We start from the raw sequence: 5304 nt of genomic DNA, 5'->3' as shown, positions 1-5304 counted from the left end.
AACACCGTCGCGCGCCCGGCGACCTGGGAGCCGGGCATCTTCGAGGCCGCGACCGCCGCGTCGGCCGCCGCGTCGTACTGGATCGGGCCCTCGACGAGCAGGTCGGGCCGGCGCTCGCGCACCAGAGCCGTCGCCGCGCGGACCTTCTCGACGTCGGCGCCGGCTCCGCTCTCGCCGGTGGAGTAGGAGAGCATCGCGATGCGGGGGTCGATCCCGAACTGCTGGGCGGTCTCGGCGGACGAGATCGCGATGTCGGCGAGCTGCGCCTCGGTGGGGTCGGGGTTCACCGCGCAGTCGCCGTAGACCAGCACGCGGTCGGCGAGCGCCATCAGGAACACGCTCGAGACGACGGAGACGCCCGGGCTCGTCTTGATGATCTCGAAGCCGGGGCGGATGGTGTGCGCGGTCGTGTGCGCGGCTCCCGAGACCATCCCGTCGGCCAGGCCGAGCTGCACCATCATCGTGCCGAAGTAGGAGACGTCCGTGACGGTGTCGTAGGCGTGGTCGTAGGTGATGCCCTTGTGCGCGCGGATGCGGGCGTACTCCTCGGCGAAGCGCGCGCGGTGCTCGGGGTCGAGGGTGCTCAGCACGCGCGCGCCGTCGAGGTCGAGGCCGAGGCCCGCCGCACGGGCGCGGATCTCGGCCTCCTCGCCGAGGATCGTGAGCCGGGCGATGCCGCGCTTGAGCACGGTCGCGGCGGCACGGAGGATCCGGTCGTCGCCGCCCTCGGGCAGGACGATGTGGCGGTCGGCGATGCGCGCGCGCTCGATCAGCCCGTACTCGAACATCAGCGGCGTGACGACCTCGGACCGGCCGACGTCGAGGAGGGTGAGCAGCTCGACCGCGTCGACCGCCTCCTGGAAAAGGGCGAGGGAGGTGTCGCGCTTGCGCGGGGAGTCGGCCGCCAGGCGGCCGCGGGCCGCGGTGACGCGGACGGCGGTGTCGTAGGTGCCGAGCTCGGTCATCACGATCGGCACGCGGCTGTCGACGCCCTCGATCAGCCGGACGATCGGCTCCGGCAGCTCGAAGCCGCCGTTGAGGATGATGCCGGTGACCGTGGGGAACGTGCCGGAGGCGTACGCCATGATCACGGCGAGGACGACCTCGGGCCGGTCGCCGGGGACGATCACGACGCCGCCCTCGGTGAGCCGCGGCAGGACGTTCACCATCGACATGCCGGCGATCACCACGCCGAGCGCCTCGCGGCCGAGCAGCTCCGGATCGCCCGCGACGACGACGCCGTCGACCGCCTCGACCAGGCGGGACAGGCTCGGAGCGACGAGGAACGGATCCTCGCGGATCGCCCAGACCGGGACGGTGGCGGGGATGCTCTCGCGGATCGCGGCGACGGCGTCGGCGGCGGTGTCGGGATCGGCGCGGTTCGCGATCACTCCGATGAGGCTCGCGTGGGCCGTGCGCAGCTCGACCGAGGCGAGCTCCGTGATCTGGCGCATCTCCTCCGGCGTGCGCGCGGGAGCCTGGCCCAGCTGCTCGCTGCGGGACGAGTCCCGGCCGGTGAGGACGAGCAGGACCGGGGCACCGAGGTTGGCGGCGATGCGGGCGTTGTAGCCGAGCTCGGTGGGGCTGCCGACGTCCGTGTAGTCGGAGCCGAGGATGACGACGGCGTCGCACCGGGCCTCGACGCCCTTGTAGCGCTCGACGATCCGCGAGAGCGCCGCCTCGCCGTCGGCGTGGACGTCCTCGTAGGTGACGCCGATGCAGTCCTCGTAGGCGAGGCCCGAGTCGGAGTGGCCGAGCAGCATCTCGAGCACGTAGTCCGGCTCGGAGGTGGAGCGGGCGATCGGGCGGAAGACGCCGACCCGCTGCACCTGGCTGCTGAGCGCATCGAGGACGCCGAGGGCGACCGTGGACTTGCCCGAATGACCTTCGGCGGACGAGATGTAGATGCTCTGAACCATCGGATCCAGCCTACCGAGGGGGTCCCTCCGCCTGGCTGAGTAGAGGCCAGGGATGGGAGGGCGTGCATGGCGCGCGGCAGTGAAGGAGCGTCCGCAGTCGGTAGGGCCTCGTAGCGGCTGTGCGGCGGTCCATCGGCGGAGCAGGCGGGCCGGTTAACGGAAGAAGACCCCCCGCGCACCCGCCAGAGCCCGGTTACCCTTGCTGCGTTTCCGCCCTGGGGGAGTTGGCCTGGATGGCGCCACGCGGGGAGCCGGGTGACAGTCTAACCGACGACGGCGGCCGAGGAGAGCGGGGCGTGTCGGGGTCGTGGTCAGCGGGAGCCTCCGACACCGGCTAGTATCGATGAGTCGCGGCTCAGGTCGTGCCAGGAGGATTCGCCTAGTGGCCTATGGCGCACGCTTGGAAAGCGTGTTGGGTGAAAGCCCTCGGGGGTTCGAATCCCCCATCCTCCGCGAACGGTGTCCGTTGCTCTCGCCAGCACGGGCACCGTTTTGTTTAACCGGTGCGGCCGATCGTCGGAGCCCGGTCGACCGGTGAAGGCGTCGATCGGAGCGGCCCACTCAAGCATCGCCGGGTTCGCGCCGCCGGTGCACGACGACGTCGCGCCGAGCAAGGGCCGCCGATCGTCCGGCGCGTGCCGGGCGCGGGATCAGCCGTAGAGGTGGTTCGTCCGCGCGCAGGAGTCGGAGCAGAACGCGCCACGACGGGCGACGAGCGGGGCCGAGCAGGCGGCGCAGACGGGGCGGAAGAAGAGTTCGGCTATGGATCGCGACATGATCCGACCGTAGGTGCCGGTCCCGGATCGTGCCCGTCGCCATCCGTATTACGACATCGCGGACGACAGGGCGGCGATACGGACCCTCCGGCGACGCCGACCGTCAGTCGGCGATGCGCTCGAGCCATTCGTCGAGCAGGAGCCGCTCCCCCGCGCTGAGGGGCTCGATCTGCGGCAGCGCGGTCCGCAGGGCGACGGCGTGCGCGACGACCGCACGGGCGGCGGGATCGGTGGGGCCCGCCTCCGCTGTGGTGATCGCCGCGAGGACGGACTCGCGCGAGCGGGACGAGAGCTCGTCGTCGGGGTCGGCGAGGGCGGTCAGCGTGAGGGTGCAGCCGAGCGCGGCCGACTGGAGCAGGCGGGAGGCACGCTCGACGTCGACGGCGAGGCGGCCGGCTTCGGCGACGGCCCGGACCGCGTCGAGGAGGACGCCCCGGGACAGGCGCGCCGCCTCCGACTCCTCCCCCGGCCGTGCGGTGAACATCAGCGCGTAGAGGTGCGGTTCGGCGAGTCCGAAGGCGACGTGGTGATCCCAGGCGGCACGGAGCGCGTCGACCGGGTCGGCCGGCGCCTCGCTCCGCTCGAAGTCGGCGAGGGCCGTGGCGAATCCGGCTGCGGCGGCCGAGTCGAGCAGCCCGCGCAGGTCGCCGAACGTCCGGTAGATCGTGGGGGCCTGGACCCCCGCCGCCGCGCTGATCGCCCGCGTCGACACCGCGTCCCGCCCGCCGTCCGCCAGCAGCTCGACCGTCGCTCGGAGGATCCGCTCCCGCGTCGTCCCGCTCTCACTCATGCTACCGACGCTAACACGTTCCCGTTAGCGCCTCGTCTCCCGGACCGGCCCGGGCCGCCTCAGCGCCGTCGGGCGGTCCCGAAGATCCCGCGGACCACCTCGCGCAGCAGGGTCCTGCCGGCGCTCGAGCCCAGCACCTCCTCGACGACCGTCTTGTCGCGGCGGGCGGTGCGGGTCCCGCGGGAGGTCGGTGCCGTGCGCCGTCGGGAGCGCTCGGCGGCCTGGTCGGCGGCGCGCTCGGCGGCGGCCCGCTCCTTCGCGCGGCGGGCGGCGTCCGCGGTCTCCTCCTTGGCGCGACGCGCGTCCTCCTTGGCGCGGCGGGCGTCGTCGGCGGCCTGCTGCTCGGCGGCGGCGCGGGCCTCCTCGGCGTCGGCGGCGGCGTCGAGCCGGCGAGTGAGGATCTCGCGGGCGGAGTCGCGGTCGAGGGGCGTGCCGTAGCGCGCGAGGAGCGGGGACCTCTGGACGCTCGCCTCGCGGTCGGCCTCGGGGGTGGGCTTCATCGAGCCGAGCGGGGCGCGGAGACGCGTCCAGGCGACCGGGGTCGGGGCGCCGCGCTCGTTCATGACCGTCACGATCGCCTCGCCGATGGGGAGCGCCTGGAGGACCTCACCGAGGTCGTAGTCGCTCTCGGGGTAGGTCGAGACGGTGGCGCGGAGGGCCTTGGCGTCGTCCGGCGTGTGCGCGCGGAGCTGGTGCTGCACGCGGGAGCCGAGCTGGGCGAGGACGTCGCCCGGCACATCCTTCGGGGTCTGCGTGACGAAGACGATGCCGACGCCCTTGGAGCGGATGAGGCGCACGGTCTGGGTGATCGCGGCGAGGAAGTCCTTCGACGCGTCGTGGAAGAGCAGGTGCGCCTCGTCGAAGAAGAACACCAGATTCGGCTTGTCGAGGTCGCCGACCTCCGGCAGGTCGTTGAAGAGGTCGGCGAGCAGCCACATCAGGAAGGTGGAGAACAGAGCCGGTCGGTCGGCGACTCCGGGGACCTCGAGGAGGCTGACGACGCCGCGACCGTCGGCGGCGAGGCGGAGGAACTCGGCCGTGTCGATCTCGGGCTCGCCGAAGAACACGTCGGCGCCCTGGTCGGCGAACGCGATCAGCTCGCGGAGGATCACGCCGGCGGTCGCCTTGGACAGCCCGCCGAGCTCGGCGAGCTCCGCCTTGCCCTCGTCGCCGACGAGGTAGGTGAGCACGGCGCGGAGGTCGGACAGGTCGACGAGCGGGAGACCGGCGCTCTCGGCGTAGTGGAAGACGAGACCGAGGCTCGACTCCTGCGTGTGGTTGAGGCCGAGCACCTTCGCGAGCAGCAGCGCGCCGAATCCCGTCACGGTGGCGCGGACGGGGACGCCGGTGCCGATGCCGCCGAGCGCGAAGTACTCGGAGGGGGCCGCCTCCGCCCGCCAGTCCTGACCGATGCCGCGGGTGCGGGCGAGCAGCGCGTCGGTCGCGGTGCCCGGAGTGGCGAGGCCGGAGAGGTCGCCCTTGATGTCCGCAGCGAAGACGGGGACGCCGTGGGCCGAGAGCTGCTCGGCGAGGACCTGCAGCGTCTTCGTCTTGCCGGTGCCGGTCGCGCCGACGACGAGGCCGTGCCGGTTGAGCATGCCGAGCGGGATGCGGACGGGCACGTCGATCCGCGCGTCGCCGTTGACGAGGGCGCCGAGCTCGAGGGCCGGGCCGGTGAACGCGTACCCGGCGCGCACGGCGTCGACGGCGCTCTCGGGGAGCGGACCGGGGGCCGGGGCGGGCGCCGAGGCTTTGGCGCGAGCGGAGGCGGCGGCCGCGGCGCTGAACGCGGCGGCCGGCCCGGAGGAGGCGGAGGCCG

General features: G+C 73.2%; 4 protein-coding genes, 1 tRNA gene and 1 other RNA gene. 1 reads left to right on the top strand and 5 read right to left on the bottom strand.

All coding sequences use genetic code 11. The annotated features are described in order from the left end of the window. Together pta and ffs are read right to left on the bottom strand one after the other, a co-directional pair. Positions 1-1919, bottom strand: a 1919-nt coding sequence (pta, locus tag C5C36_RS17115) for a phosphate acetyltransferase (protein WP_104273938.1), incomplete at its 3' end; no start/stop codon positions are given. A gap of 159 nt (positions 1920-2078) precedes the next feature. After that, positions 2079-2175: signal recognition particle sRNA small type (gene ffs / locus C5C36_RS17110), an RNA gene on the bottom strand. 112 nt (positions 2176-2287) lie between these two features. Here ffs and C5C36_RS17105 point away from each other — a divergent pair. Further along, a tRNA-Ser gene (locus C5C36_RS17105) sits at positions 2288-2372 on the top strand. A gap of 197 nt (positions 2373-2569) precedes the next feature. Here the strand turns inward: C5C36_RS17105 and C5C36_RS18170 are convergent. The 3 genes from C5C36_RS18170 to C5C36_RS17095 form a co-directional block, all read right to left on the bottom strand. Further along, positions 2570-2695: a hypothetical protein gene (locus tag C5C36_RS18170; RefSeq protein ID WP_258060618.1), complete on the bottom strand. Its 126-nt coding sequence runs from the start codon at positions 2693-2695 to the stop codon at positions 2570-2572. Positions 2696-2798: 103 nt separating this feature from the next. Beyond that, on the bottom strand, positions 2799-3485 hold the full coding sequence (locus C5C36_RS17100; RefSeq protein WP_104310105.1) for a TetR/AcrR family transcriptional regulator: 687 nt from the start codon (positions 3483-3485) through the stop codon (positions 2799-2801). Positions 3486-3544: 59 nt separating this feature from the next. Beyond that, positions 3545-5304 (bottom strand): DUF853 domain-containing protein (locus C5C36_RS17095; protein WP_258072330.1); only part of this gene is annotated, 1760 nt, incomplete at its 5' end.

Origin of the sequence: Rathayibacter sp. AY1G1 (assembly GCF_002932095.1) — a bacterium.
In the GTDB taxonomy this organism is placed as follows: domain Bacteria; phylum Actinomycetota; class Actinomycetes; order Actinomycetales; family Microbacteriaceae; genus Rathayibacter.
The sequence above is the reverse complement of the archived record's forward strand: the minus strand, read 5'-3'. Positions and strand labels throughout refer to the sequence as shown.